The organism is Clostridium punense, assembly GCF_017874425.1.
GTDB lineage: Bacteria > Bacillota > Clostridia > Clostridiales > Clostridiaceae > Clostridium_J > Clostridium_J punense.
The window spans coordinates 22824-49331 of the sequence record NZ_JAGGLL010000029.1 but is presented as its reverse complement, the minus strand read 5'-3'; the positions used below and the strand labels follow the sequence as shown (position 1 = coordinate 49331).

The following is a 26508-nucleotide window of genomic DNA, read 5'->3' as shown; positions in this document are numbered from 1 at the left end:
ACATGAGTATGTACCATAAAATGGATTATACTCATGTCTTTTTTATTATCTAAAAGGCAGAACACTGAAAAACAAGATGTTTTTCAGTGCCCTCGGTTTCCCTTGTCTTTTTATTATGCCATTTTCTTTTGCAATCTAATATCATTTCCATAAAACTTAAACAAATCAAAATTACCTATAAGCCTTGAAGTTATTCTTTCAGAATACATAGTAGTAAGGCCATCTAAAGCATAGTTAGTAGATACAAGCATCTTCTTTCCTTTTAAAAGTTTACCATTAAGTAAGTTAAATAATTCAGTTTTAGAAAAGTCTGAGGACATTTCTGTACCTAAGTCATCTATAATTAACAAGTCACAGTTAATTAGATGCTCTTCCAATTCTAAATTTCCGTTAAACTTTATTTCTTTTAAACTTTTAATTAAGTCTTCTGAGGTTTTATAAACCACAAAATATCCCTTATCTAATAGCTCTTTAGCAATGCAGTGTGATAAGAAGGTCTTACCAGTACCTGAATTACCATAAAAAAGAAGATTCTCATCACTGGTATTGAAGTTTTTTATAAAACCCCAAGCCTTGCTTACAATATTTTCAATGTTCTCTCTTGGGCTAAACCTTTCAGGACCATTATTTATTGAAGAATAATAATTTAAATTAAAGTTATCGAAGTTGTTTTTTTGTAAAAGACTAGATAAATCTGAGTTTGTGTAGTAAATCTTAACTAGTTTTTGTTTATAGCAGGTGCATTTTTCTTTTCCTAAGAATCCTGTATCTTTGCATTTGCTACAATGATACTTTAATTCTAGATAATCCATAGAATATCCATGGGATACAAGAAGCTCCGACTTTTCCATTCTGAGAGTAGTTATATTTTCTTTAACTTCCCTTAGGTATTCTTCTCTACTTTCTAAATTTCTAAGAGCATTTAAAGACATTTGAATGCAAAGCTTTCCGATTGTACTTTCTATCTCAATAACTTCAGGAAGCTTAGCTTCAATTTCTGCTCTTCTTTTTCTTAAGCTATCTTGCTCTTTAGTTCTAATATCCTCATAAATTTTCATTATTTCAAGGTGATGACTATTAATCATTATTATCCCATCCTAATAGTTTTCTTTCTAATTCATCAAAATCATAAGTACGTTGTTCATAGTTGTTAAAGTTACCTTTAGAAGGAGCTGAATTATTTGAGTTGTTTATAATAGGCTTATGAGTAAGTTTTTTTCTATCCTTCTTCTCAATATCTTCTAAACTTTTAATGTTATCCTTAAACCAACTGTTTAGTATACCATCAATATATTTAAAATCAGCTCTGTTTAATCTTTCAAAACATATATCACAGGCTTTGTAGATAACATCAATAGGAAACTTATAGACACTTAACCATTTCTCAAGAATTTCTTCTTGTGGCTTCATAATATCAGCATTTTTAATTCCTAGGTAGGTGAGTATTTTTCTTATCTTAATCCATTTGTCTTCATGCCTTTTTATAAAGCTTTGGGCACCTTCAATATCCTTTATATTTGAATCATGCCAAGCCATTGCAATTTTTTCTATGTATCTATAATCATTTTTCCCTTTAGATACACAATACTGGATTAATAAAAGAATTAACTCAGGGGAAAAATTAAAATCCTTTTGCCAACCTAAGTAAGAAGTCATTTCCTTAGGGGATAGAGGACGGCCAATAAGCTTTTCTATGTCTTGTAGCATTCCTTTAACCGAGGAGTTATCAAGCTCCCTTAAAAGATTAAGATTTTTTCCACCTTCTTCTTGAATATTAGTTAAGTTTAAAAATTCAATGTAGAAGTTACCCATGTTATCAATAGAAGACATCTTCACAATGCCCTCATCATGCCAATAATTCCAGGCATTCACAACGTCAGTCTCTAAAAGAGAAAGCGTTGAAGCAATTAGGCTTGAGTTTGCACCTAGCTCGCCACTAATGCAGTACTTAAGTCCAAGGAGATATACCTTTACGTATTCACCTCTAGCCTTTGCCATGTACTTATCTATGAACACATTACTTACTGGAGTATAATCTAAAGTTTTATTCTTAAACATAAAAGTGCTCATGGAATCTCTGCCTTTCTCAATGTATTGTTAATACTAAAATATTATAATGTTAAACATTATTAATATCAACAGGAAGTATTTTATAATAAATACTCTCCCAATTAACTTAATCATAGTATACCATATATTTTTTACATAAAACAAAGGTAAAAAATAAGAATATATAACCAATGTTTAAAAATACCTTCCAAGGGGAATATTATCACTAGAGATATGGAGGTATAATATGACAAGTTTTAAATCAATAGGTAAAGAGATTTTTGTAGTATGTATCACTATTATTTTTATCACAGTAATGATTATGTCAAATAGTAATAAAGTATATACAAAAATTGAAACAAATAAAGTTAGTGGAGTTGTGATGAAGTCAGATGGAGTGAATATTGGAGTTGTGCCTAGTGAAGAAATAGGAAATAAGGCAATAGAAATAGTAAAGGAAAGATATTTGGCTAAGACAAAAGTAAAGGGAATAAAAACTGTAGTTGTTAATAATAAAATAACCTATGAAAAAACCACTTGTAATGAAAGTGATGTATATAGTGCTGAAACGTTGAGCAATAAAATTATCGAAAATAATAACAACAAAAACAATGTAATATCCTTTACCATTGTTAAAGAAAGTGAAGCTATGCCAGTAGTAAGTTCTCCAAAGGAAAAGCTGGTAACACTAAATAGTTCTTTGCATACTCCAACGGTAGGATGGTTAACTTCCTATTTTGGTGTTAGAGATGGAATTATGCATAAAGGTATAGATGTAGCAGCAAACTTAGGAACACCAATAGAGGCTGCTCTTGATGGAAGGGTTTCTTTCTCAGGAATACAAAACGGTTATGGAAAAGTGGTAAAGATAGATCATGGCAATGGGATGGAAACAATTTATGCTCATTGTAATAAACTTTATGTAAACACAGGTGAAACTATAAAAAAGGGAACACATATTGCAGATGTTGGAAGCACAGGGGATAGCACGGGACCACACTTACACTTTGAAGTAAAAGTAAATGGAAACCCTGTAGACCCTCTTAAATATGGAAGTAAAAATCAATACTAAATTTACATATTGTAACATAGGTTACGGATAAATTTCTTAATTTAGATTATCATATAACTATAGAAAAAGTTATTACATAGATGTAAATATAAAGAGATAAAACCTTATGAAATGAAGGTTGAAATTTTTATAATGAAAAGGAGAATAGTTATATGAGCGCATTTTTAGCACCAATTCATAGCTGGTTATTTAATAAAGTACTTTTATTTCAAGATATAGAAATGGACTTAAGAAATAAATATCTTGAGATTTATGGTGAAGAGGCAAGAGAAATTATAGAGGAAACTAAAAATTATGGAGAGCTTATTGATAGAACAAAATCTATTGAAGAGTTAATTGATTTAAGCAATATACATGGATGGCTTCAAAATAAAATTCAAAATGGAGAAAGTAGAGTTGCTGTTATTTTATCAATATTTATAGATAAATATGGAAGTGATGCACTAAAGACTGCAGAAGATATATTCTACAATAATGGAATTAAACAAGGCCAAATGGCAAAAGAAAAAGAAAATCCTCAGAATGCTAAGGATATATTTTCAACTTTAAACAATTATATTCTTGAAGGTATGCCTTGTGATAGAGTTCAAAAGTTAATTCAAGCTGATGAACACATTGTAAGATGGATAAACACTTCTTGTGTTCATAGAGGAAACTTTGAAAGAGCAAATGCAGATATAAACTTATTCTACAAGTTAAGATTTTTATATTTAAAGGGTTTTGTGTCCTCAGCTAATGAAGAATATAAGTTCTTTGAAACAAATAATGAGGACGATTATATATACAATATAGAAAAAGCATAATAAAATATAACTCCTTACCCTAACTTTATAATAATAGATCATTGGAAAACTCTAATGATCTATTATTATTTTTTTGATTATGTACAACATGTAAAATAATTACAAAAATATAGTGGAATAATAAATTTTATATTGACATATAGTTTTATAAGTAATATACTTTGATTATCAAAATATTTGATTGTCAAAGTAAAGGGGAAGATTAAAAATGTCATCACCTTCTTCAAATAAAAAGGTAATAAATGAATTATTAGTAGAAATCTTTAATGATATTCTTCAAATTGAGCAAAATGCTCTTAAGGAAGGGGTTCTTAATGATTTATCTATAACAGAAATACACACAATTGAAGCAATAGGAATGTATAATTCAAGAACTATGAGCGAAGTTGCTCAAGATTTAAATATTACAGTAGGCACATTAACTACTGCTATAAATAAACTTGTGAAAAAAGAGTATGTTGAGAGACAAAGAGGGGAAGAAGATAGAAGAGCAGTAATGATAGCTCTTACTAGAAAAGGAAAACTTGCCTATAGAATTCATGATAAGTTTCATCAGACTATGGTAGAAGAAACTATAAATGGATTAAGTAAGGATGAAGAACAAGTTTTAGTTAAGTCTCTTGAGAAGTTAAATACATTTTTCAAATCTAATTATCACTTAGATAGCAAGTAAGGAGGCAACGATGAGAAGCATAGAAATTATCGGAACAGGCTCTTATGCTCCAAATCATATAGTTACTAATGAAATGTTGGAATCCATAATGGAGACATCTAATGAATGGATATTATCAAGAACTGGAATAGAACAAAGACATATTTCACAAGGAGAAGAGACTTCAGACCTAGCAACAAAAGCTGCAATGGAGGCTTTAAAGGACAGTAACCTAAAACCAGAAGAAATTGATCTTATTGTTGTAGGTACCTGTAGTCCGGATTCTTTAGTTCCTTCAGTGGCATGTAAAGTTCAGAAGAACATTGGGGCATGTAATGCCATGGCTTTTGACATCAATGCTGCGTGTAGTGGTTTTGTTTTTGGGCTAGATATTGCTACAGGATTTATAGCTTCAGGAAGACTAAAAACAGCCTTAGTTATTGGAGCTGAAGTTTTATCCAAAATAGTAAACTGGGAAGATAGAAGTACTAGTGTGCTGTTTGGAGATGGAGCAGGTGCTGCAGTATTAAAGGAAAGTACAATTGAAGGGTTATCTTATATTAACTCTAAAAGTGAAGGTGAAAAATGGGAAGCTCTAACTTGTGGCTCAGTAGCATTAAAAAACCCATTTATTATAGATACTATACCAGTGAACAATAAGATATCTATGGAAGGTAAGGAAATATATAAGTTTGCTGTTAAGGTTATGGAAAATGAATTCAATAGAATCTTAGAGGAAGCAAAGCTTACTAAGGAAGAAATAGATTTTATTGTTCCTCATCAAGCTAATATTAGAATGATAGAAACATTTAGCAAAAAAATTGGTGTGTCCTTAGATAAGTTTGTAATAAATTTAAATAAATTTGGTAACACCTCAGGAGCTAGCATACCAATAGCTCTAGATGAGGGAAATAAAAATGGAACTTTTAAAAAAGGAAATAAAATTATAGTTATAGGTTTTGGTGGTGGACTTACTTTTGGAAGTGCACTGATAACATGGAATAAATAATATTTAGTGAATTTTAGGAGGAATTGAAATGGTAGTAGAAAAGGTTAAAAAGGTTATAGCAGATCAATTATCAATGGAGGTAGAGGAAGTTAACTTAGAGTCAACTTTCACAGACGATTTAGGGGTAGATTCTTTAGAGATATTTGAAATAGTTATGAGTTTAGAAGAGGAATTTGAAATTGAAATTCCAAATGAAGATATTGAAAACATAAAAACTATAGGAGATATAGTTAACTACGTAAAGTCTAAGGTTGAAGAGTAAAGCTTAAGGTCAGATGGAAATACTATCTGACCTTAACCATAGGAGGTAAACATGATTAAATCAGATATATGCTCAATACTTGGAATAAAATACCCTATAATTCAAGGGGGAATGGCATGGATTGCTGATAGTAGTTTAGCAAGTGCAGTGTCTAATGCTGGAGGACTAGGAATTATTGCAGCAGGCAATAATATTCCCGAAAATGTAAGAAAAGAAATTAAAAGGGCAAAAGAACTTACGGATAAACCTTTTGGTGTAAATATAATGCTTCTAAGTGAAAATGCAGATGAAGTAGCAAAGATAGTGTGTGAAGAGGGCGTAAAGGTAGTTACAACAGGAGCCGGAAATCCAGGAAAGTATATGGACATGTGGAAGAGTCATAATATTAAGGTAATTCCTGTGGTTGCGTCAGTTGCTTTAGCAAGAAGAATGGAAAGAAGCGGTGCGGATGCTATTATTGCTGAAGGTATGGAAGCAGGAGGTCACATTGGAGAATTAACAACTATGGCACTGGTTCCACAAATAGTGGATAGTGTAAACATTCCAGTAATTGCTGCTGGTGGAGTTGGAGACGGAAGAGGAATGGCAGCTGCTTTTATGTTAGGAGCGCAAGGAGTTCAAGTTGGAACTAGATTTTTAATTGCAAAAGAATGTATTGTTCATGAAAATTACAAGAAAAAAGTTATTGATGCAAAGGACATTGATTCTGTGGTAACGGCAAGAAGCACAGGACATCCAGTAAGAGTTCTTAGAAATAAACTTTCAAGAGAGTTTATTAACCTAGAAAAACAAGCAGCATCCTTTGAAGAAATTGAAAGGTTAGGATCAGGAGCCTTAAGAAAGGCTGTTGTTGAAGGAGACATAGATAATGGTTCAGTTATGGCTGGACAAATAGCTGGGCTTATAAAAAAAGAAGAAAGCTGTGAAGAAATTATAAAGGATTTAGTAGAAGGTGCTAAAGAGGTTATAGAAAAAATTTCTTCAGTTAATTTTGGAGGATAGTATGAGAAAAGTTGGATTTGTATTCCCAGGTCAAGGAGCACAGTATGTAGGCATGGGAAAAGAATTATATGATAATTTTTCTGAAGCAAGGGAAGTATTTAATAAGGCTGATGAGATCTTAGGAAGAAATATATCTAACCTTTGTTTTCAAGGACCAATTGAAGAATTAACTAGTACAGATAATACTCAAGTTGCTATATTAACTACTTCCATAGCAGCTTTAGAAGTTCTAAAAAAACATAACATTAATCCTTCTCTAGTAGCAGGATTAAGTCTTGGTGAATACTCAGCTCTTGTTGCAAGTGGAGCTCTTTCTTTTGAAGATGCCTTAAGCTTAGTAGAAAAAAGAGGAAGATTCATGAGGGAAGATAGTGAGAAGAATAAGGGAGAGATGGCTGCAGTTTTAGGAGTTTCAGAAGAAGTTATTCAACAGGTTTGTAATTTGTGTAAAGATTTAGGGGTAATTTCTATAGCAAACTACAATTGTCCAGGACAAATTGTTATTGCCGGGGAAATGGAACCTTTAAACAAGGCTATAGAACTTTTAAGTGAGAAAGGTGCTAAGAAAATTATAAAACTTCCTGTTAGTGGAGCTTTTCATACAGAATTATTAGAAAATGCTTCTAATAAGTTAAGAAAAGAATTAGATATGGTAGATTTTAAAACTTTTAGTGTAACCTTTATACCAAACTTAACTGGAGATATTCTTGAAAGTGTAGAGAATTTAAAAGATATATTAAAAAATCAAGTTAAAAATTCTGTACAATGGGAAAAATCTATAAATACCATGATAAATGAAGGTGTAGATACTTTTATAGAAGTGGGGCCTGGAAAAGCATTAAGTGGCTTTGTAAAGAAAATAAACAGAAGCTTAAATGTTTATAACGTGGAAGATGTGGCATCCTTAAATAAGGCTTTAGAAGCTTTAGTAGAGAAATAGATTATTTTTGATGATTAAATTTGTTTATGGCTTAATAATTACATTATAGGAGAGTAGATTATGTTAAAAGGGAAAAATGCAGTTATCACAGGAGCAAGTAGAGGAATTGGCAGAGAAATAGCATTAGCTTTTGCTAAAAATGGAGCTAATGTAGTTATTAATTATAGAGGCAATGAAGAACTTGCAGATAGTTTAGCTAAGGAAATTGAAGCCTATGGAGTAAGAGCTATAAAGGTTAAAGGTGATATTAGTAAGTTCGAGGATGCGGAAAAACTTATCAATGTCACTATAGAGGAATTCAATTCTATAGATATTTTAGTTAACAATGCTGGAATAACTAAAGATGGATTATTCATGAGAATGAAGGAAGAAGATTTTGATTCAGTTATAAATACAAACCTTAAAGGAACTTTTAATACTTCTAAAGCGGTAATTTCTAAAATGATAAAGGCTAAGGGAGGAAGAATAATAAATATTTCCTCAGTAGTAGGTGTTATTGGAAATGCTGGGCAGGCAAATTATGCAGCATCCAAAGCTGGAGTAATAGGCTTTACTAAATCCCTTGCTAAAGAAGTTGGTTCCAGAGGCATAACAGTAAATGCTATAGCACCGGGTTTTATTGAAAGTGATATGACAGAGGTTTTAAGTGATAAGGTTAAGGAAACAATGCTTAATAGCATACCACTTAAGGCTTTTGGAAAAGGTGAGGATGTAGCAAATCTTGCTGTGTTTCTAGCCTCAGATATGGCAAGTTATATTACAGGTCAAGTTGTTCATGTTGATGGCGGAATGGTAATGTAGGATTAGGAGGAAGTAAAATGGGAAAAAGAGTTGTAATTACAGGCATGGGAGCTATGACTCCTATAGGTAACGATGTAAATACCTTTTGGGATGGAGTTAAAAATGGAGTTTGCGGAATTGACTTTATTAAAACTATAAATACTGAAAATTTTAAGGTGAAATTAGCTGCTGAAGTTAAAGACTTTAATCCAGAAGTTGCAATAGATAAAAAAGAAATTAAAAGAATGGATAAATACACTCAATATGCCATGGTAGCTAGTGAAGAAGCTATAAAGGATTCAAAGCTCGATGTTAACTCAGTGGAATCAGAAAGATTTGGTATAGTAGTAGGTTCAGGGATTGGAGGATTATACACTCTAGAGAATGAACATAGCAAGCTTTTAACTAAGGGACCTAATAGGGTTTCTCCATTTATGGTACCAATGATGATTGCCAATATTGCTAGTGGACATATTGGAATAAAATATAATGCAAAAGGCCCTTGCCTTTCAGTAGTTACTGCGTGTGCTACAGGAACTAACAGTATTGGTGAAGCTTTTGAAATGATAAAAGCAGATAGAGCAGATATCATGATTGCAGGGGGCTGTGAAGCACCTATTACTGAAACAGCAGTGGCAGGATTTACATCACTAACAGCATTAAGCAGAAGTGAAGATCCTAAAAGAGCTTCTATTCCATTTGACAAAGAAAGAAATGGATTTGTTATGGGAGAAGGTGCAGGAATATTAATTCTTGAAAGCTTAGAACATGCTCAAAAAAGAAATGCAAAAATATATGGTGAAATAGTGGGTTATGGAACTACCTGTGATGCTTACCATATAACTCAGCCAGCTAATGATGGTGAAGGTGCAAGAAAAGCTATGGAGCTTGCTGTAAAGGAAGCAAAAATAAACTTAGAAGAAGTTTCATATATAAATGCTCATGGAACAAGTACTCCATACAATGATAAGTTTGAAACTATAGCAATAAAAAATCTTTTTAAAGAAAAAGCTTATGAAGTTCCAGTGAGTTCTACAAAGTCAATGATTGGCCATCTTTTAGGAGCAGCAGGAGCTGTTGAAGCTATTGTTTGTGTTAAATCACTTCAAGAAGGTTTTATTCCACCAACTATAGGTCTTATTGAGAAGGATGAAGAGTGTGACCTTGATTATGTACCAAATGTAGGAAGAAAGGCTCAGCTTAAGTATGCTATGTCTAACTCCTTAGGATTTGGAGGACATAATGCCACATTACTATTCAAGAAGTGGGAGGAATAATCATGGATTATAAAGCTATAGAAAATCTTATAAAAGCACTAAGTGATTCTACAGTAAAAGAACTTGAAATTGAAACAAATGAAATTAAGATAAAAATGAGCAAAAACTCTGCTAAGGTAGTTTTAAGTGAAACAACCGTAGATAAATCCAGCTATACAGAAGGAAAAGAATTAATTGTGGCTTCAGATAATAGAGCAAGTGTAAGTAATGAAGAAGTAAGTTCTTTTATGCAAGGAGATGGAGAAGCTGTTAAGAAGGAAGTTGAAGATGAAAACTTATATACAGTTAAATCTCCAATGGTTGGAACTTTCTACTCATCACCAAGTGAAAACTCTGAGCCTTATGTAAAGTCTGGTGACAAGGTTAACAAAGGAAATGTACTTTGCATAGTTGAAGCTATGAAGCTTATGAATGAAATAGAAAGCGAAATAGAGGGGACTATAGTAGAGGTATTATGCAAAAATGGCCAAATGGTAGAGTATGGTGAACCTCTATTTAAAGTAAAGCTTTAGGAGATAATTATGAAAAATGTTGCGTTAGATATAAAACAAATACAAGAAATCATACCTCATAGATACCCTTTCTTATTCGTTGACTATATTGAATCTTTAGAAAGTGGTAAGAGTGCAATTGGATATAAAAATGTAACCATGAATGAGTATTTCTTTCAAGGACATTTTCCACAGGAGCCAGTGCTTCCAGGAGTAATAATAGTAGAGGCATTAGCTCAAGTTGGAGCAGTAGCACTGTTACATTCAGAAAAGTTCAGAGGTAAAATAGCTTACTTTGGAGGTATCAAAGAAGCCAGATTTAGAAAGAAAGTAGTTCCAGGAGATACCTTGAAATTGCAGGTTGAAATTATAAAAATGAAAGGTCCTGTTGGAATTGGCAAGGCATTAGCTACAGTAGATGGAGAAGTTGCTTGTGAGTGTGAACTTACTTTTGCTGTGGGAATGTAATTTTAATTTAGGATGGTAATAGTATGTTTAAAAAGATATTAATTGCAAATAGAGGAGAAATAGCCGTTAGAATAATTAGAGCTTGTAGAGAAATGGGAATACAAACCGTTGCTATTTATTCAGAAGCAGATAAAGATGCACTCCATACACAGTTAGCAGATGAAGCAGTTTGTGTAGGTCCTGCACCTTCAAGAGATAGTTATTTAAATGAAAAAAATATATTAAGTGCTACAATTTTAAAAGGTGCTGAAGCTATACATCCCGGCTTTGGATTCTTATCAGAGAACTCAAAGTTTGCAAAGATGTGTGAAGAATGTAATATCAAATTCATTGGGCCATCTTCAGATAATATAGAAAACATGGGAAATAAATCTAAGGCTAAAGAGATAATGGTAGGAGCTAAGGTTCCAGTAGTGCCAGGCTCTAAGGGAATTGTAAAAGATGAAAAAGAGGCCTTAAAAATTGCAAACTCTATAGGTTATCCTATAATGATAAAAGCTTCTGCCGGTGGTGGTGGAAAGGGCATTAGAATTGTAAGAGATGCTGAGAATGTTATAAAGGAATTTAATACTGCAAGAACAGAAGCTAAAGCCTCCTTTAATGATGATTCTATGTATATAGAAAAGTTTGTTGAAAAACCAAGGCATGTAGAAATCCAAATAATTGGAGATAGCTATGGAAATGTGGTTTACCTTGGTGAAAGGGAATGTTCTGTTCAAAGGAAAAATCAAAAGGTATTAGAAGAAGCGCCTTCAGTAGTACTAACTGAAGCCTTAAGAAAAGAAATGGGAGAAACTGCAGTTAGAGCTGCTAAGTCTATAGGATATAAAAATGCAGGAACTATAGAATTTTTAGTAGATAAGGATTTAAAATTCTACTTTATGGAGATGAATACTAGGATACAGGTAGAGCATCCAGTAACTGAAATGGTCACTGGTATTGACCTAATTAAAGAACAAATTAAAGTAGCTTATGGTGAAGCTTTAAGCTTTAAGCAAGAAGATATAGTACTTAGAGGCCATGCTATTGAATGTAGAATTAATGCAGAAAATCCATATAAAAACTTTATGCCATCCCCAGGGGAGATAAAAAATCTTTTAATACCTGGAGGAAATGGAGTAAGGCTAGACTCGGGAGTATATCAAGGGTATAAAATACCACCAGTATATGATTCTATGGTAGGAAAGCTTATTGTTCATGGCAAGGACAGAAATGAAGCTATAAATAAAATGAAAAGAGCTTTAAGCGAATTTATCATAGAAGGAATTCATACTAATATTGACTTACATCTAGAGATCTTATCAAATGAAAAATTTATTAGTGGTGATTTTGATACAAGTTTTATAAGTAGTGAATTAAAGTTATAATCTATAAAAGTTAAGCATAAGAATTTTAAGTATATATTTCTATATGGAATCAAAGCAAGGATTTAATTTATCCAGGAATTTAGTTTAATTCCTTAAGGCTTTCAGTAAGGCATCTTCAGAAAATAAATAAGTCAATCTGCTCATCTATTTTGTGATATACTGCGTCAACAGAACCCTTTGATAGCCCACTATCTGCGGAACCTGTTTCCTTGTCGGCACAAGCTTGCTTGTGAACACAAAATAGCCTTCATATCTTTGACTTGTTATTTATTTTCAGATGCCTAATGAAGAAAAAAGCTATTATAGACTTATAAGATAAAAAATTAACAATTAATATGGAATATATTTTAGGGGAGCTAGGAGATATTAAAAGTTCAAACTTAGTTCCATATCTATAGCCTAAGTGAGGTATTGTTTATGTTAGAGCTTAAGAGGTTATTCAAAAAAAATGTTTATATTGAAGTGAAAAATAATCCACAGCCTGTAGAAAATAAGCCTACCATTCCAGATGGATTGTGGGTAAAATGTGAAGGTTGTGGAAAGATTCTTTATAAAAATGATTTGGAAGAAAATAAAAAGGTATGTAATCTTTGCAACTATCATTTTAGATTGACAGCAAGAGAAAGAATAGAACAAATCATTGATATCGGAACCTTTGTAGAAATTAATAAGGGACTTATCAGTTCCAATCCACTAGATTTTAATGGATATGAGGAAAAGATTGAGAAGCTAAAGAGGACTACGGAATTAGAGGAAGCTGTAATTACTGGTTATGGGAAAGTAAATAATAACCCAGTAGTAATAGCTGTAATGGATAGCAGATTTTTAATGGGAAGCATGGGTAGTGTAGTAGGTGAAAAGATTACCAGGGCAGTGGAGTTTGCTACAGAAAAAAATCTCCCTATTGTTATATTTACATGTTCAGGGGGCGCTAGAATGCAGGAAGGAATATTTTCTTTAATGCAGATGGCAAAAACCTCAGCAGCTATATCAGCCCACAATGAAAAAGGACTTCTTTATATTACAGTACTTACAGACCCAACTACTGGTGGAGTTACGGCAAGTTTTGCTATGCTAGGAGATATAATTTTGTCAGAACCAAATGCACTAATTGGCTTTGCGGGTAGAAGAGTAATAGAGCAGACCATAAAAGAAAGTCTTCCAAAGGACTTTCAAAAGGCAGAGTTTCTTCAAAAGAAGGGATTTGTGGATAGAATAGTAAAAAGAAGTGAGCTTAAAGAAACCTTGGGAAAACTATTAAGGCTTCATAGAAGTTAGTATAGCCTTTGCTATAGGAGTGGTGAATATGGAAAACAACATTAAAATAAAGCTTACAGCCTGGGATAAGGTTAACATTGCAAGAGCAATTTCGAGACCAACAGCCCTAGACTATATAGAAAAAGTATTCGATAATTTCATAGAATTAAAAGGCGATAGAAACTATGGAGATGATACTGCTATAGTAGGTGGAATTGGAGAATTTAAGGGAATACCTGTAACAATTATAGGAATTCAAAAAGGAAATAATACAAAAGAGAATATAGCGAGAAACTTTGGAATGCCTAAGGCAGAAGGATATAGAAAAGCCTTAAGGTTAATGAAACAAGCAGAAAAATTTAAAAGGCCAGTAATAACTTTTATAGATACACCAGGTGCATTTTGTGGAATTGAAGGAGAAGAAAGAGGCGTAGGAGAGGCTATTGCTAAAAACTTAATGGAAATGAGCTCTTTAAAATGTCCAATTATTTCTATAGTAATAGGTGAAGGTGGAAGCGGAGGAGCTTTAGCTCTTGCAGTAGCTGATGAAGTATGGATGCTAGAACATTCGATTTATTCAATTCTTTCCCCAGAGGGCTTTGCAAGTATACTTTACAAAGATGCTACTAGGGCAAAAGAAGCCGCAGAAAAGATGAAGATAACATCAAAGGATTTGTTAAACTTTGAGATAATAGATAGAGTAATTAAGGAACCCTTAGGAGGAGCACAAGCAGATTTAGAAAAAGCTTCTAAGGCAATAAGTAAAAACTTACAGGAGGCTTTAGTAAGACTTAAGGGTGAAACTATAGAATCCTTGCTTACTAAGCGATACTACAAATTTAGAAAAATAGGTAAATTCATTGAAGATAAAATTTAGAATTATCATAAGCTGTTAATTGGAAGTTTAATATATGCATAAATAAGAAACCTAAAAATTAAGCCCCACATTAAGTTTAATAAGTTGTTAATTTTCACCCAGCATTTTACCTTTGTGTTCCTTGCATGAATTAAACTTTCATAAAATTATATTAAGACTTTGAAGATTTATGGATAACCTTCAAGGTCTTTTTATATAATTAATTATTTTTTCAATAGCAAAATAAGCTATATAAATTTTTGATAATACATTATAGGATTACATGATGGAATTTTAACTTATTCAGTATGAATGAAATTCATCTTTATAAAACTATTTAGGTAAGGATATTGAAAAACATTAATTTTACTTAATATGGAAGTTGTGATAAAATAGTAGAAAATGATAAATGAGCAATTTTATAGGAATAAAGGGTAGTTATGATAAAGTTAAGGAGATGGGTTGATATGAACAAGAACATAGTTTTAGTGGTAGATTCAGCTTCTGCCTTACCACTAGATTTTATTAATCAGGAAAATGTTATAGGTGCACCGATAGTATGTCACTTTAAGGGAATGGATTTAGAAGATGATTTTGGTAAGACTTTAGATATTAAGGAATTTTATCAGGGTTTAAGGGAAGGAGAAATGCCTACAACTTCTCAAATTAACGTATTTAAGTTTGAAGAGATTTTTAGACCTTTAGCTCAGGAAAATAAATCAGTTATCTATATCGGACTTTCCTCTGGACTTACAGGAACAGTAGATAGTGCAAGGAGAGCTGCACTTAATATAAGAGAAGAATATCCTAAAGCAGACATTACTATAGTTGACTCTTTATGCGCAAGTTTAGGATTAGGATTATTATGCTATTTGGCTTATGAAAAAATAAAAGAGGGAAAATCAAAAGATGAGATAATATCCTTTGTTGAGGATACAAAACTAAAAATAAATCACTATTTTACTGTAGATGACCTAAATCACCTTAAACGAGGAGGAAGAATTTCTGCATCTGCAGCAGCAGTAGGAACACTGTTAAATGTAAAACCTGTATTACATATGGATAGACAAGGAAAGCTTGCTCCTTTAATGAAAGTAAGAGGTCGTAAAAAAGCAATTGTAACCTTAGCCGAAAAATTTATAGAAAGAACAAATAAAAATGAAATGCAAACGATTGCTATAGTACATGGGGATTGCCTAGAAGATGCACTTCATCTTGAGGAGTTATGTAGAGAAAATGGCAATGTAGAAAAATGCATTATAAACTTCGAGGGTCCAACTGTTGCAAGTCATACGGGAGCAGGATTAGTATCCTTATATTTTATAGCAAAGGAAAGGGAATAAAATTTTAAAAAATCAAGGAAAAATACTAGCAAATCTGATAAATATGCATATATAGTTAGTAACCTACTATTTTTTGTAACTTTATAACGTAATTTTAATATAAAGGACTATAAATAATTGGTATTTTAGGTAGGAGGTAGATTATGAAAAGAAAAAGTTTATTGAAGCGCATAAAGGATGCCATAATTGAACCTCTACTTAATGATGAAATAATCAATAGGCAAATTAATGTATATAATCGAAATGCAGCTAAGGCCTATGCTGAAGCCTATGCAGAATCCCCTAACACAAAGGATTATCCTCTTTTTAAGGATGATGATTGTACTAACTTTATATCTCAGGTGCTTAAAGCAGGCGGCATGATGATGAGGGGGCGAGATTATACAAATTTTAACCATTGGTTTTGCTATACTAAGGATGCTAAAGATTTAACTAAAATATCATTAACTTGGAGAAGTGCTAGGTACTTTAGAAAGTATTGGGGTAATGAAAATGGAATTGGAAGAAATGCAGCAAGAGAATATAGGGAACTTATTGTATTAGATGCTCTTACAAACTTTCAGGAATTATATGATTATCTAGAAGTTGGGGATGTAATTCAATATGGAGATCCTAAAAAAAATAATTATCCCTACCATTCTCAGGTAGTACATGCAAAGGAATTTAATGTAGCTCTTAACAGATATGATTTATTTGTTGCTCAGCATACTGCTAACAGAAAAAATGTGTCATTATATGAATACTTAAAACTATTACAGAATAAAGCTAACAGGTATATTTATATATATCACTTCTAAAATATAAGATGGAGAAAGCTCCATCTTATATTTTTTGTGTTTTACCATATATTGTACTATAATATATTTGTAATAGCAAAGTTTCGGTACTCTAAATATAGTTAATAAAATTAATATATAAGTTTCAATATTATTCTTACATTATAAGAGAATTTTAAGCAACTTATATTAAAGAGAGTGCAAAAGACAATTAAAGATACTTATTCAGTATCTTTACACCATTCTATATATCAATAAGAGTAAATTAATTTTTCATGTTGCAAATATTGATAAATTTAAATTATTGATAATAAGTACATACACTTTTTGCTTAAAAATGTTTTTAGTTGTTAAACAAATTAGCTACATAATAAATTTTTAATATTAAGAAGCGTTAAGAAGAATACTAATAGTATTTAATAGCATAATTACGGAGGAAATAAGATGGATAAGATAAATAGAAATGATTTGTGTTGGTGTGGAAGTGGTAAGAAGTATAAAAAGTGCCATATGGAGCAGGATGAGTTTATCACTAAGTTAGAAGCGAAGGTAGGATATGAAATTCCAAGAGAAAGTATTAAAAGCGAAGAGGATATAGAAGGTATAAGAAAGAGTTGCAAATTAACTCATGAAATATTAGATATGGTGGGAGAAAGAATTAAAGCTGGTATTACCACAGAAGAAATTAATAAGTGGGTTCATGATTACACGGTAGAACATGGAGCTTATCCAGCACCATTAGGATATCATGGTTTTCCTAAAAGCACTTGTGTATCAGTAAATGAAGTAGTTTGCCATGGAATTCCTAGTGAAGACAAAATTTTAAAAGATGGTGACATTGTGAACGTAGATGTAACATGCATCTTAGATGGTTACTATGGAGATTCTAACAGAACTTACATTATAGGAAATGCATCTAAAGAAGCTGAAGATTTAGTTAGGGTAGCTAAGGAATGCTTAGATTTAGGAATAGAGCAAGTAAAACCTTACAATACACTAGGGGATATTGGATATGCAATTCAAAGCCATGCTGAAAGTCATGGATACTCAGTAGTATATGACTATGGTGGACATGGAATTGGAAATGAATTTCATGAAGAGCCCTTTGTACCACATCTGGGTAAAAAAGGAGAAGGAATGATATTGCTTCCAAATATGGTATTTACTATAGAACCGATGATAAACGTAGGAAAACCAGAAACTACTGTATTAGAGGATGAATGGACAGCTATTACAACAGATGGAGCTTTATCCGCACAGTGGGAACACACTATAAGGGTTACAGAAAAGGGATATGAAATTCTAACATAAAAAAGTAAAATAATAGAAAATATGGTAATATAGTTTATTTTTTCAATTATCTATGGTAAAATATTTTTAGGGTATATACATGTGGAGGGGTTGAGTAGGTTGGAGATTATTAACAACAGGTATAGAATTGTAAATAATTTAAAACACAATAGATTATGCTCAGTTTATGAAGCTATAGATATGCAAAAAAGCTTTAATACTGTCAAACTCTATATTCTCAATTCAAAACATGTACCTAAGGAGTTTATTGAATTTTGTACTATAAACTTTGAAAGCTTAGGAAGTATAAATAATCCCTACATGGTAGAAGTTATTGAATTTGGCATAGTAAAACAAGTAGATAATAAAAAATCCTATTATAGAACCTACTACTATACTACAGAATTTATCGAAGAAAAGGAAAAAATATTAAACAGTAGTCATAGAGTAAAAGATATAAGCTTAATATATTATTTTACAAACATTTGTAAAGCTATAAATTACTTTTGGATATCAGGGAATCCTTATAATGAGTTAACTATTGATAATATTTATATAAAAGATAAAGATTTTAATATAAAACTAAAAGATATTATAACTTTAGAACTAGAGAAAAGTGAATTTAGCACTGAAATGGAACTTGTAAACCTATTTAATGCACCTGAGTATATTGAGGATGAAAGTTTAACTCTTTCATCTCAAATATATTCTTTAGGTGTAATTCTCATAATTTTAGCCTTAAAGAGCAAAGAATTATACAAGGATAATAGGCAAATCATTGAAATTATTAATAATTTTCAAAGTGGAGGAGTTAATGAATATAAAGAGGTCTTCTGTAAAAGATTGTGCACTATAATACAAAAAATGGTGGATTTTGAGTCTAAAAATAGATATAAAAATGTAGGAGAAATCATAGAAAGTATAAACTGCATATATGGTACAAACTATAAGTTGTACGAAAAGAATGAGTTAGAAAAACTAAATTTTGATATAAGAATGATTGGAAGAGAAGAAGAAGTATCCTCTATATTAGCTATCAAAGATTCCATATTTAAGTATGACTCAATTAAAAAAGTTACTACAATACACGGAGAAGTTGGTATTGGCAAGACTAGATTATTAAGACATATACAATATATTTTATCCTTGAAAGAAGATTATGTTTTTAGCTCTTTTAACAATGAAAAGATTAATAATAAGTACTCTAATAAGCCTCTTGTGGATATATTAAGGCAGATTATTCCAATAGCCTCAAAGGAATTAGTAAATAAATATGCCTTAGAGCTTGTAAAGTTTGTTCCAGAGGTTGGGGAAAAGAAAAATGTAGCAACAGTTGCCCCCTTAAAGGGAACTAAGGAAAAATATAAAATTATAAATAAAATAGCTTCTTTTATGGGAGAGTTCTTCTATGAAAAACAAGGAGTTATTATAATAGATGATATAGATAAGGCTGATGAATTTACCATAGACTTTTTTCTTTATTTGATCAGCAAGTATAATAAAGGATCTAAAATCATGATTTTGCTATCTTATAGAGATGGTGAGTGCTTGGAAAATAAAAAATTCATGGAATTTCTACAAAGTGTAAGAGATATTGTAAAGCTTGAGTTTTTATTAAAACCACTAAGCAGTGAACAAATAGGAATTATGCTAAAACAAGTTTTAAATACTTTAGATATTTCAATAAAGCTTCCAGAGGTCGTGTATAAGCATACCAAAGGTAATCCTTTATTTATAGAAGAAACTATAAAGGATATCTTTAGTAGAAAGATGATTTATATAAATGAAATTGATGGAAGATGGTATAAGATAGATGATGAAGAGTTTTTCCTTCCTAAAAGTATGTATGAAGCTTATAAAAACCAAGTAGACAAGCTAGATTCAACATCTTGGGAGATTCTTTCAACTATTGCTATCTTTGAAAACCCTACTTCTCTTGAAATTATGAGGGAATTTATTGATGAGGATATACAGAAAATTTCAGTTATAATTGATAATCTTATAATTAAGGGATTGCTATGCAGAAAGATAGAAGATAGAGGTTTTGTTTATGATTTCTATAATAGATTTTTAAAAGCATATATCTATGAAAGTATAGATAAAGAGGAGAAGAAGAAAAAGCACAAATTAGCTTCAGAAATACTAGGGAAATATTATGAAGAAAGTAATAATGGTTTTCTAAATGAATTAATTTATCACTTAGAAAAGTCAGAGCAACATAATAAACTGCTATATTATTATATGGAAAGTGCCGACATAATGATAACCCTAAAGAATAGGGAAGAGGCAATAAGAAGTCTTTCTAAAGCTACAAAACTATTAGATGAAGAGGTTTTAGAGTATGACAATTACTCAAGTACAAATAAGTTAAACCTATTGCTAAGAATAGCAGACCTTTATTTAGAGGAGGGAAATAGAACTGAAGCCTTAAACTATTATCATAAGGGAGAAAAAATAGCAGAGCAATACAGTCTTAAAAAACAACAAATAGATATAATATTTAAGGTATTAGAGATTATTGTTTCTACTAGTAATAAGGACAAGGTAAATTTCTATATAGATAGAGTTAAAGATTTATTAGATCTTGTGAACTATAAGGAGGGAACTCTAAATTATTTAAAAGTTCTTTGCCAGAAGTATTTCTCTGAACAGAGGTATGATGAAGTTTATAAAGCTTGCATGGACGGAATAGCTCTTTGTGCAGGGCAACACATTAAGTATAAGGTGGTATTTAATACATACTTATGTAATCTTTTAATTGTTAATAGTGAGATTGATGATGCGTTGAAAAATATAAATCATTGTCTAGAACAGTGTTATGAAACTAATTACAATAACGGTATAATAAGGTGTATGAATAATTTGGGGGTAATTTATAGTGATTATCTTCAAGATAACAAAGAAGCAATTAATTATTTTAAACAAGTCTACGAGCTAAGCAGAGAAGAAAATGATATATATAATGAAATAATAGCCTTAAGTAATATTGGGTTTACTTATTATATGCTCCAGGAATACGACACTTCTTATAATTATTTTTTGAAAGCCATTAGCAAGGCAAAACAATATGATTATACTAATATGATTTTCTATGATTATACCTACCTAGCTAGTATCTATTATAAGTTTGGAAATTATGGAGAAGCATATAGATACTATATACTTTGTGGTGAACAGTTAGAAAAATGGCCAAACCAAGGGCAGGAGGTTGGACCTTATTATTTATTAGCCTTTAGGATTAATTTCTTGTTTGGTGATAGTGAAAAAGCTGATAAGTATATAGGAAAGGCAAGACAGATATATGAAAACTCAGACTCAATATTAAAGTGGGAACTAGATGTGTTAGAAGTATTTAATGATCTAGCTAACAACAGATGTAAGGGCAAAAATATTTCTAAGAAAATAATAGACATAAGCAAAAATATTACTAATATTGACGAAAAGCTAAGTATCCTATATGAGAGTGTTATGGTTTTATTAGATGCTAATGAGATAAAGGAAGCTAAGAGTGTATGCGAATTTATCGAAAGTGAAGGATTAACTAGCAACAATAGTAGGGTAGTTTGTAATAGGCTATATGTTGAAAGTGCTTTATACAATAAGTTCAATATAGAGAATATGACTAAGGCTATAGATTTATGCAAAAAGCATGAACAAGCTCAAGTCCTATGGAAAATATATTCAGAGATAGGTAACTATTACTTTAATAATAGGGAATATTCCTATGCTGCCACTTATTATTTTGAAGCTTGTGGCTTAGTCTCTGATTTAGTTCTTCAAGTTCCAAAGGAGTATAGAATTAATTTTATAAATAACAATAATATGGCTAAGCCTTTCTTAAGGTTTATTGATATTGAAAACTATTTTGAAACTGGAAAGTTGTTTTCAAAAATAAATGCAAGTTCCATTTCCCTAACTAGTGAAGCTGATATTGAGGTATTATTTAATTACTTAAATAATAATAAAATTTTAAAGAATAAAAGCTTCATAAAATCCTTAAAGAAGCTGTGGTCTTTCTCATTAGGTGAAGATATTCAAGGAATAGAAGGATTAATAAGCAAGCTAGGCTACAACAGCATCAGTAATATGGAACTTATTGTTCAATATATTTGCTATACTACTTTAGCAACAAAAGCTAGCATTATTGTAGAAAAAGATAAGAAGTTTGAAGCTTTAGTAAGTAGTAATGGAGATAATGAGCTACCAAGAGATTTGAGTATAATTCAAAGATGCAGAGATTCTTTAAAACCTATTATAAATAAAGAGAACTTTCTAGAGGGGTTAAATCTTAAAAGCTGTAGAATTTCTAGTAGTAATGTAAGAGGGACTATGTGTATTCCTATAACAATGGATGCTAAAGTAGGAAGTGTTAGTGAATACAAAAGAAATTCAGATGGATACTATTACAATGATAGTGTTCTGGGGTACATTTATGTTGAATCAGAAAGAATACTTAATAATATAAATGAAGACTCTTTGCAGGAGTGTGTTAGAGTTAGCAAGTTGTTAGGGATTGTTATTGATAAGCATAATATTAAGATTAGTTCTACTATTGATAAGTTAACAGGAGCCTTCACTAGAAAGCAGCTTGAAAAATCCATTCAAAATGAGATAGAAAGGGCAAGTGAGCTTAGTTCTCAATTTTCCTTAATTATGGTTGATATAGATAAGTTCAAGGATGTAAATGATACCTTTGGACATAGAATGGGAGATAAAGTTCTTCAAAGAGTCTGTGAGGTAATCATAAACAATATCAGATCAACTGACATGATTGGAAGATATGGTGGAGAAGAGTTTATTGTGATTCTACCAGATACAGGCATAGAAGGTGCTAAAGAGGTAGCAGAAAAGATTAGAATAAAGATTCAGCAAGAAAAAATACTAGGGGATAAAAGAGACGTTACCATAAGTCTTGGAATATCAAATTACCCTTATCATACAGTGGTTTATGAAGAGTTAATTGAAAGGGCAGACCAAGCTCTTTATGCGGCTAAAAATAGTGGCAGAAATATCTTTAAGGTTTGGAATGAAAATTATTCTCTTAAAGGAAATACCACAAATAAGTTAAGTGGTATTCTTACTGGAAGTACTAATGGAGATTTTAGAAATGTTTCCACATTAATTGAGGTTGTAGATTTAGTTAATGAAAGCAAGTCCTTTGAAGATAAGATATATGGAATTTTAGGTAAGATTATAGAAATTGCAGAAGCTGAGAGTATAGGATTATTCTTGGTTGAAGATAACAATATAAGTCAAACCTTTGTAAGAAAACAATTTTCTCCAAATTGGGGTTCTTTAGATAACTTCAATGAAAGTATAATATACAATTCCATAGCTTCTGGAGAAAATGTATGTTCAATAGACTGGGATAATATAAGTGAATACGATTCTTTAGCAGTAATTCCAGAATGGAAATCTCTTATGGTAATTCCACTTAAAAAGGGAGATACGGTTTTAGCCGTGCTATACCTATCAGTATCCTCTGAGATAAAAGAATTTAATGGAGATGAGCTTAACTTTGTAAGTACTTTAGGGAAAATTATTACTACAATACTTTAACGATACCTTGGAAGGAGTTAAATTTTCCTCCAAAGCCATTGAACAAAATGTGCTTGACCATTATTTAATGTAAATGCAAAATAGGACATTTAATGTCCTATTTTTTATAACACTATTCCTATAACTTTGCATAGGTTTAACCTACTTAGGTAATATATAGATATATGATTTAATAAGATATTAATAGGTTAGGCATAGTGAAAAAATAAATAAGTTAATATACTCGTCTATTTTGTGTCTTTAACTTGTTTATTTTTAGATGCCTTAAATTATCAGTTAGGAGGATAATTATGGAGTATAAGATAGGTGGTCTATATCATGGCTTTAATTTAAAGCATGAAGAACACATTGAAGAAATTAATTCAGTAGCTAGAGTATTTGAACATGAAAAAAGTGGTGCAAGACTTTTACATTTAGAAAATGATGATGACAACAAAGTATTTTCTATAGGGTTTAGAACACCACCACAAGACAGTACAGGGGTTGCTCATATCATTGAGCATAGTGTGCTTTGTGGTTCAAGAAAGTTTCCAACTAAGGAGCCTTTTGTGGAACTTATAAAGGGTTCTCTTAATACCTTTTTAAATGCCATGACTTTTGGAGATAAAACTATATATCCACTAGCAAGTAAAAATGAAAAGGACTTTTTCAACTTAATGGATGTGTACTTAGATGCAGTGTTTTATCCAAACATATATAGTCAACCAGAGATACTAATGCAAGAAGGATGGCATTATGAACTAGAGAATAAAGAAGATGACTTAAAATATAAGGGTGTTGTTTATAACGAGATGAAAGGAGCTTTCTCCTCACCAGAGGGTGTGTTAATGAGAAAAATTCAGGAGACTCTTTTTCCAGATAACACCTATGGTTTTGAATCAGGTGGAGATCCAGAATTTATACCAGACTTAAGTCAAGAAGAGTTTATAGGGTTCCATACAAAATATTACCACCCATCCAATAGCTATATCCTATTATATGGAGATTTAGATTTAAATGATGCTTTAACTTTCATTAACGATAACTATTTACGTAATTTTGATGCTAAAACTATAGATTCAGAAATAAAAATTCAAAAGCCGTTCCATCAAATGAAGGAAATTGTGGAGGAGTATTCAATTTCTAAGGAAGACAATGATAAGGAAAAAACTTTCTTAGCTTTAAACTTTGTTACAGGAAAATCTACAGACCCAGAAATTCATCTTGCCCTAGAAATTATAGAGTACTTACTTCTTGAAACTCAAGGAGCACCACTTAAAAAGGCACTTTTAGATGCTGGTATAGGTAAGGACGTTTACGGAAGTTTCGATAATGGAATACTACAACCTGTGTTCAGTGTTGTAGTAAAAAATAGTGAAGAAAATAAAAAAGAAGAGTTTAAAAATATAGTTTTAAATACTTTAAATGACTTAGTTAATAAGGGTATAGACAAAAAGCTAATAGAAGCTTGTATTAATATAACTGAATTCAAGCTAAGAGAAGCTGACCTTCAAGGTTTCCCCAAAGGGTTATTTTACTATATAACAGCTATGGATAGTTGGTTATATGATGAGTGCCCATTAATGCATTTAAAATATGAAGAAACTATAAAGAAAATGAAGACAGCACTTACTTCTAATTACTTTGAAGAGTTAATTAAAAAGTATATTTTAAACAATAGCCATTCTTCTCTTTTAATATTAAAACCTAAAAAGGGTTTAGCAGAAGAAAAAGAAAAGGCTCTTGAGGAAAAGCTTATAAAATATAAAGAAAGCTTAAGTGAAGAAAGTTTAGAAGAAATAGTAAGAAGAACTAAGTCCTTGATTGAAAGACAAACAACTCCAGATTCTGAAGAAATTCTAGAAACTATACCTATGTTATCTTTAGAAGATATTGATAAAAAGGTTGAAAATCTAGATATATTAGAAAAAGAAGAAGAGGGAGTAAAAATTCTTCATCATGAAACTTTCACAAGCAAAATTGCTTATATAAGCTTTATGTTTGATACTAAGGGAATAAAACAAGAGTATATACCTTATATTAGTCTTTTATCTAACCTATTAGGAAAGGTAGATACAAAAGCTCATAACTATATAGATTTGTCTAATGAAATTTTAATTAATACAGGTGGCATATACTTTAAATCAGAGGTTTATGGAGATGATAAGGAAGTTCTTAAGTATCATCCATTCCTAGAGGGACATTGCAAAGCTGTAGTTGATAAGGTTCCTAGAGCTTTAGAGCTAGTAGGAGAAATCATCAGTAGCACAGTGTTTGAAGATAAAAAGAGAATAAAAGAAATAGTACAAATGTTAAAGTCTAGAATAGAGGGAAGATTAATTGACAGAGGGCATCAAGTGGCAGCCTTAAGACTTGCTTCTTACTTCTCACCAGCATCTTTATATCTAGAAAATACTAGTGGCTATGAGTATTATAAATTCCTAAATAACATTGAGGAAAATTTTGATGAGAATATAGATAAAGTTATTTCTAAGTTATATGAAGTGATGAAAATTGTATTTAGTAAAGATAACTTAATTGTAACTGTAACTGGAGAAGAGGAAGAATATAATGCCCTTAAAAATAGTGTAACTACAGTATTAAATTCTGTAAGTAGTAATGTGGTAGTTAAAGAAGACTATAACTTTACTGAAGAACCTAAGAATGAGGGGCTATTAACACCGTCTAATGTTCAATATGTAGCTAAAGGCTATAACTTTAAAAAGCTTGGATACGAATATAGCGGTAAGTTATTAGTGTTAAAAACTATTATGAGTCTTGATTATCTATGGAATAGAGTGCGTGTTCAAGGTGGAGCTTATGGTGGTTTTGCAAACTTAGTAAGAAGTGGTAATCTTGCTTTTGTATCCTATAGAGATCCAAACTTAAAGGAAACCTTGAATGCTTATGATAAGGTGGTAGACTATATAAAAGCCTTTAACACTACTGACAGAGAAATGACTAAATATATCATAGGAACAGTAAGCGAGCTTGATTCACCACTAACACCTTCAATGAAGGGAGAAAAGGCTGTAAGTATGTATATAAGAGGAATTTCTAAGGAAGATAGACTAAAGGAAAGAGAAGAAGTTCTTCAAACTACTGCCGAGGATATTAAAGCTTTTGAACCTCTATTAAGAGATGTTGTAAGCAAAAACTACTTTGCTGTTCTTGGAAATGATGCTAAAATTAAGGAAAATAAAGATTTATTTAACAACTTAGAAAATGTATTTAAATAAAATTATAAGCTCTAATCCTTAAAGGATTAGAGCATTC

21 protein-coding genes are annotated in these 26508 nt (G+C 31.2%); 19 read left to right on the top strand and 2 right to left on the bottom strand.

The genetic code is table 11. The annotated features are described in order from the left end of the window. Positions 1-113 precede the first annotated feature (113 nt). Together J2Z44_RS16250 and J2Z44_RS16245 are read right to left on the bottom strand one after the other, a co-directional pair. Positions 114-1085 (bottom strand): ATP-binding protein, encoded by a 972-nt coding sequence (locus tag J2Z44_RS16250; RefSeq protein ID WP_021281719.1) that lies wholly within the window; start codon positions 1083-1085, stop codon positions 114-116. Further along, the gene (locus tag J2Z44_RS16245; protein WP_021281718.1) at positions 1078-2070 is read right to left on the bottom strand and encodes a DnaD domain protein; all 993 of its coding nucleotides are present in this window, start codon (positions 2068-2070) and stop codon (positions 1078-1080) included. The genes J2Z44_RS16250 and J2Z44_RS16245 overlap by 8 nt, the downstream gene beginning before the upstream one ends. A 226-nt stretch (positions 2071-2296) precedes the next feature. Here J2Z44_RS16245 and J2Z44_RS16240 point away from each other — a divergent pair, with 226 nt between their 5' ends. The 19 genes from J2Z44_RS16240 (at position 2297) to J2Z44_RS16150 (ending at position 26471) form a co-directional block, all read left to right on the top strand. After that, positions 2297-3121, top strand: a complete 825-nt coding sequence (locus tag J2Z44_RS16240; RefSeq protein ID WP_021281717.1) for a M23 family metallopeptidase — start codon at positions 2297-2299, stop codon at positions 3119-3121. Positions 3122-3273: 152 nt separating this feature from the next. Further along, positions 3274-3924, top strand: a complete 651-nt coding sequence (locus J2Z44_RS16235) for a hypothetical protein (protein WP_021281716.1) — start codon at positions 3274-3276, stop codon at positions 3922-3924. 208 nt (positions 3925-4132) lie between these two features. Continuing rightward, entirely contained in the window at positions 4133-4597 is a 465-nt protein-coding gene (locus J2Z44_RS16230; protein WP_021281715.1) for a MarR family winged helix-turn-helix transcriptional regulator, read from the top strand. A gap of 10 nt (positions 4598-4607) precedes the next feature. After that, positions 4608-5585, top strand: coding sequence for a beta-ketoacyl-ACP synthase III (locus J2Z44_RS16225; RefSeq protein ID WP_021281714.1), 978 nt, complete (start codon positions 4608-4610; stop codon positions 5583-5585). A gap of 28 nt (positions 5586-5613) precedes the next feature. Next, a complete protein-coding gene (gene acpP, locus J2Z44_RS16220; RefSeq protein WP_021281713.1) occupies positions 5614-5847 on the top strand; it encodes an acyl carrier protein in 234 nt (77 codons plus the stop codon). A gap of 51 nt (positions 5848-5898) precedes the next feature. Then, entirely contained in the window at positions 5899-6849 is a 951-nt protein-coding gene (fabK, locus tag J2Z44_RS16215) for an enoyl-[acyl-carrier-protein] reductase FabK (RefSeq protein WP_021281712.1), read from the top strand. A 1-nt stretch (position 6850) separates the two neighbouring features. Continuing rightward, entirely contained in the window at positions 6851-7789 is a 939-nt protein-coding gene (gene fabD, locus J2Z44_RS16210) for an ACP S-malonyltransferase (RefSeq protein WP_021281711.1), read from the top strand. Positions 7790-7849: 60 nt separating this feature from the next. Beyond that, entirely contained in the window at positions 7850-8590 is a 741-nt protein-coding gene (gene fabG / locus J2Z44_RS16205) for a 3-oxoacyl-[acyl-carrier-protein] reductase (RefSeq protein WP_021281710.1), read from the top strand. 17 nt (positions 8591-8607) lie between these two features. After that, positions 8608-9846: a beta-ketoacyl-ACP synthase II gene (fabF, locus tag J2Z44_RS16200; RefSeq protein ID WP_021281709.1), complete on the top strand. Its 1239-nt coding sequence runs from the start codon at positions 8608-8610 to the stop codon at positions 9844-9846. A gap of 2 nt (positions 9847-9848) precedes the next feature. Then, positions 9849-10358 (top strand): acetyl-CoA carboxylase biotin carboxyl carrier protein, encoded by a 510-nt coding sequence (gene accB / locus J2Z44_RS16195; protein WP_021281708.1) that lies wholly within the window; start codon positions 9849-9851, stop codon positions 10356-10358. Positions 10359-10367: 9 nt separating this feature from the next. Next, complete coding sequence (fabZ, locus tag J2Z44_RS16190) at positions 10368-10805, top strand: 3-hydroxyacyl-ACP dehydratase FabZ (protein ID WP_021281707.1); 438 nt, start codon at positions 10368-10370, stop codon at positions 10803-10805. 23 nt (positions 10806-10828) lie between these two features. Further along, on the top strand, positions 10829-12172 hold the full coding sequence (locus tag J2Z44_RS16185; RefSeq protein ID WP_021281706.1) for an acetyl-CoA carboxylase biotin carboxylase subunit: 1344 nt from the start codon (positions 10829-10831) through the stop codon (positions 12170-12172). A 417-nt stretch (positions 12173-12589) separates the two neighbouring features. Continuing rightward, positions 12590-13450: an acetyl-CoA carboxylase, carboxyltransferase subunit beta gene (accD, locus tag J2Z44_RS16180; RefSeq protein WP_021281705.1), complete on the top strand. Its 861-nt coding sequence runs from the start codon at positions 12590-12592 to the stop codon at positions 13448-13450. A 28-nt stretch (positions 13451-13478) separates the two neighbouring features. Next, on the top strand, positions 13479-14306 hold the full coding sequence (locus J2Z44_RS16175) for an acetyl-CoA carboxylase carboxyltransferase subunit alpha (protein ID WP_021285704.1): 828 nt from the start codon (positions 13479-13481) through the stop codon (positions 14304-14306). Positions 14307-14752: 446 nt separating this feature from the next. Then, positions 14753-15628 carry a DegV family protein gene (locus J2Z44_RS16170; protein WP_021285705.1) on the top strand — a complete coding sequence of 292 codons (876 nt, stop codon included), beginning with the start codon at positions 14753-14755 and terminating at the stop codon, positions 15626-15628. A gap of 143 nt (positions 15629-15771) precedes the next feature. Further along, positions 15772-16425, top strand: a complete 654-nt coding sequence (locus tag J2Z44_RS16165) for an amidase domain-containing protein (protein ID WP_209649813.1) — start codon at positions 15772-15774, stop codon at positions 16423-16425. Between the two features lie 423 nt (positions 16426-16848). Further along, positions 16849-17715: a type I methionyl aminopeptidase gene (gene map, locus J2Z44_RS16160; RefSeq protein WP_021285707.1), complete on the top strand. Its 867-nt coding sequence runs from the start codon at positions 16849-16851 to the stop codon at positions 17713-17715. A 99-nt stretch (positions 17716-17814) separates the two neighbouring features. Further along, on the top strand, positions 17815-23253 hold the full coding sequence (locus J2Z44_RS16155) for a diguanylate cyclase (protein WP_209649811.1): 5439 nt from the start codon (positions 17815-17817) through the stop codon (positions 23251-23253). A 290-nt stretch (positions 23254-23543) separates the two neighbouring features. Continuing rightward, positions 23544-26471 (top strand): insulinase family protein, encoded by a 2928-nt coding sequence (locus tag J2Z44_RS16150; protein ID WP_021285711.1) that lies wholly within the window; start codon positions 23544-23546, stop codon positions 26469-26471. Positions 26472-26508: the final 37 nt, after the last annotated feature.

Excerpts from the sequence above, each read along its gene's own strand:
- J2Z44_RS16235 (WP_021281716.1), top strand. The coding sequence starts at position 3,274 with ATGAGCGCATTTTTAGCACCAATTCATAGCTGGTTATTTAATAAAGTA.
- J2Z44_RS16225 (WP_021281714.1), top strand. The coding sequence starts at position 4,608 with ATGAGAAGCATAGAAATTATCGGAACAGGCTCTTATGCTCCAAATCAT.
- fabZ (WP_021281707.1), top strand. The coding sequence starts at position 10,368 with ATGAAAAATGTTGCGTTAGATATAAAACAAATACAAGAAATCATACCT.
- accB (WP_021281708.1), top strand. The coding sequence starts at position 9,849 with ATGGATTATAAAGCTATAGAAAATCTTATAAAAGCACTAAGTGATTCT.
- map (WP_021285707.1), top strand. The coding sequence starts at position 16,849 with ATGGATAAGATAAATAGAAATGATTTGTGTTGGTGTGGAAGTGGTAAG.
- J2Z44_RS16245 (WP_021281718.1), bottom strand. The coding sequence starts at position 2,070 with ATGAGCACTTTTATGTTTAAGAATAAAACTTTAGATTATACTCCAGTA.
- fabK (WP_021281712.1), top strand. The coding sequence starts at position 5,899 with ATGATTAAATCAGATATATGCTCAATACTTGGAATAAAATACCCTATA.
- accD (WP_021281705.1), top strand. The coding sequence starts at position 12,590 with ATGTTAGAGCTTAAGAGGTTATTCAAAAAAAATGTTTATATTGAAGTG.
- J2Z44_RS16150 (WP_021285711.1), top strand. The coding sequence starts at position 23,544 with ATGGAGTATAAGATAGGTGGTCTATATCATGGCTTTAATTTAAAGCAT.
- J2Z44_RS16250 (WP_021281719.1), bottom strand. The coding sequence starts at position 1,085 with ATGATTAATAGTCATCACCTTGAAATAATGAAAATTTATGAGGATATT.
- J2Z44_RS16170 (WP_021285705.1), top strand. The coding sequence starts at position 14,753 with ATGAACAAGAACATAGTTTTAGTGGTAGATTCAGCTTCTGCCTTACCA.
- J2Z44_RS16175 (WP_021285704.1), top strand. The coding sequence starts at position 13,479 with ATGGAAAACAACATTAAAATAAAGCTTACAGCCTGGGATAAGGTTAAC.
- J2Z44_RS16240 (WP_021281717.1), top strand. The coding sequence starts at position 2,297 with ATGACAAGTTTTAAATCAATAGGTAAAGAGATTTTTGTAGTATGTATC.
- J2Z44_RS16230 (WP_021281715.1), top strand. The coding sequence starts at position 4,133 with ATGTCATCACCTTCTTCAAATAAAAAGGTAATAAATGAATTATTAGTA.
- J2Z44_RS16185 (WP_021281706.1), top strand. The coding sequence starts at position 10,829 with ATGTTTAAAAAGATATTAATTGCAAATAGAGGAGAAATAGCCGTTAGA.
- J2Z44_RS16165 (WP_209649813.1), top strand. The coding sequence starts at position 15,772 with ATGAAAAGAAAAAGTTTATTGAAGCGCATAAAGGATGCCATAATTGAA.
- fabG (WP_021281710.1), top strand. The coding sequence starts at position 7,850 with ATGTTAAAAGGGAAAAATGCAGTTATCACAGGAGCAAGTAGAGGAATT.
- fabD (WP_021281711.1), top strand. The coding sequence starts at position 6,851 with ATGAGAAAAGTTGGATTTGTATTCCCAGGTCAAGGAGCACAGTATGTA.
- fabF (WP_021281709.1), top strand. The coding sequence starts at position 8,608 with ATGGGAAAAAGAGTTGTAATTACAGGCATGGGAGCTATGACTCCTATA.
- acpP (WP_021281713.1), top strand. The coding sequence starts at position 5,614 with ATGGTAGTAGAAAAGGTTAAAAAGGTTATAGCAGATCAATTATCAATG.